Source organism: Butyricicoccus sp. (assembly GCF_050872565.1).
Classification (GTDB): Bacteria; Bacillota; Clostridia; order Oscillospirales; family Butyricicoccaceae; genus Butyricicoccus_A.
In genome coordinates this window covers 1-2,147 of sequence record NZ_JBNMHC010000364.1, presented here as the reverse complement: position 1 = coordinate 2,147, position 2,147 = coordinate 1, and the positions used below count along the sequence as shown (strand labels likewise).

The following is a 2,147-nucleotide window of genomic DNA, read 5'->3' as shown; positions in this document are numbered from 1 at the left end:
GCAGGCGCTTTTTTACTCTGTACATATGTGCGGACACTACTATTGTGATAAACGCTACAGCATTGATCGGCAGGATCTCGGCTGTTTTATGCTGATGCTGATTGAAAAGGGCACAATGGATCTGCAATATCACGGAAAGACAGTCACTGCACATCCCGGCGATATTCTTCTGTTTGACGGAAATGACCACCACGCCTATCATACAGCAGAATACGTAGAATTTTATTGGGTCCATTTCTCTGGCGTTAATTCTCTGGAGCTGTATCAGCATTTGACCCGTGAAAACGGCGGCGTGCTGTACACAGGGCAAAAACATGCCCGTTCTGCGGCGCAAATTCGCACCCTCGTGCGGCAATTTGCCAATCGTCAGCTCGTCAATGAAACCGAGCATTCGCGATTGTTATACAATGCTCTGTGTTATCTGACTGTCAATCAAGAGGCTGACTATACCGATCTGCCAAATGATGATCCGGTACAGCAAGCTGTCGCGTACATTCAAATGCATTTGGGAGATGATTTGCGGCTGAAGCAGCTTGCCAAACAGGTGCATCTCAGTCCTTCTCATTTGATTCGTTTGTTTCGTGCCCGCCTGCATTACTCTCCGCACGAATTTATCATTTGTATGCGTATGGATCGCGCAAAATATCTGCTCAAATCGACAGAACTGCCCATCAAAGCGATTGGTGCAGAGGTCGGCTATCGAACAGAAGCCAGTTTCACCGGTGCATTTACCGATAAAATCGGCGTATCGCCACGAAAATTCCGCGAATTTCCGCTCGGATAAATCTCACAAAAAAGAAAGAGATGCGTTTGCTTATCAAAGCTAACCCATCTCTTTTTCTTATTCTGTTTTGTCAAAAGCAGACAGCAATCGTTTGACACAAGCCGATACAATTTCATACTGCGTCAGCTGCACATATTCCGTATGCGCTTGCCGCATCGCGTCTATCTGCTTTTCTGTCACGACAGTATAGGGATACACGCCGAATAAAAACGGAAAGAATGCATAAATAAAATCTTGAATGTCGTGTACCGTCATGCACGGAAAATATTTCGTCACGCACTTCGTCACAGCATGGATTGAACGTCCATAAGATCGTTTGAATTCCACCAGATTTTCCATTCGGCTGCTGCTCTCCATGTCATAATGATTCATAGACAACAGCTTTAACATGCGTTTCCGCTTTTGCAGTAATCGTGCCATGGCGTCTGCAAATTCCTGCACGGTCATTGTTTCCTGCGTGTCCATCATATGACACAGGTCATCGCTCCACCAGTCATATTCCCGCTGCAACAGAGCCAGAAAAATTTCTTCCTTCGTTTGAAAGTAATTATAAATGGATGTGCGGGTAAACGAGGTCGCCTTTCCGATCTCTGTTATGGTGATTTCTTTAAAGCTCATCGTCTCATACAGCTTCGCACAAGCGTTGATAATTTCTTGTTTTCTCGCGTTGGTTAATTGTTCTGACCCTTTCGGCATATCTATTCCTCTTTTGCTATTACTGTTTGGATGCCCAATCTGCTGCATTGCGGCGATTGACCAGTTTTCCCGGTTTCCAATCTATCTGCGGATACAGCTGCTTCAAATGCTGCTGCGCGCGCTCAATGCCGCTGCCGCCGGAAGTAGCAAACGGAATAACGGTCTTTCCGGCAAAATCTTCACTTTCCATAAATGTATCAATGATGCGCGGTTCTACATACCACCAGATCGGAAAACCGACAAATATTGTATCATAGGATTGCCAATTTGTCACGGCATTTGCAATGCCCGGACGGCTGTTTTCATTATTCATCTCAACCGAGCTGCGGCTGTTCTTGTTCATCCAATTCAAGTCCGCGCTGGTATACGGGGTGGCCGGCTGAATCTCGTGCAGATCTGCGCCTGTCGCCTTTGCTATTTCCTTTGCTACACTGCCGGTTGCACCACTGGCAGAAAAATAAGCAACCAATGTCTTACTCATCGTTTTATCCTCCTAATTCTTTGATTATTTCTTTTCATCAAGCAGCATCACGCCCTGCGGCGGATTCTTGTCAATTGCGCCGACAATCGGGTGCGGCACATATGGTTCTTCCAAATACGCAATATCTTCCGGTGTCAGACGAAGGTCAAACGCACTCACAGCATCATCAAAATATCGCGCCTTTGT

General features: G+C 46.1%; 3 protein-coding genes. 1 reads left to right on the top strand and 2 read right to left on the bottom strand.

All coding sequences use genetic code 11. The features are described from left to right. Positions 1–784: helix-turn-helix domain-containing protein (locus ACR0P9_RS11405; RefSeq protein ID WP_432620245.1), on the top strand; the 784-nt coding region annotated here is incomplete at its 5' end. Positions 785–841: 57 nt separating this feature from the next. Here ACR0P9_RS11405 and ACR0P9_RS11400 read toward each other — a convergent pair. Together ACR0P9_RS11400 and ACR0P9_RS11395 are read right to left on the bottom strand one after the other, a co-directional pair. Next, positions 842–1,480 carry a TetR family transcriptional regulator gene (locus ACR0P9_RS11400; RefSeq protein ID WP_432620243.1) on the bottom strand — a complete coding sequence of 213 codons (639 nt, stop codon included), beginning with the start codon at positions 1,478–1,480 and terminating at the stop codon, positions 842–844. Positions 1,481–1,499: 19 nt separating this feature from the next. Further along, complete coding sequence (locus tag ACR0P9_RS11395) at positions 1,500–1,961, bottom strand: flavodoxin (protein ID WP_432620241.1); 462 nt, start codon at positions 1,959–1,961, stop codon at positions 1,500–1,502. Between the last annotated feature and the right edge of the window lie 186 nt (positions 1,962–2,147).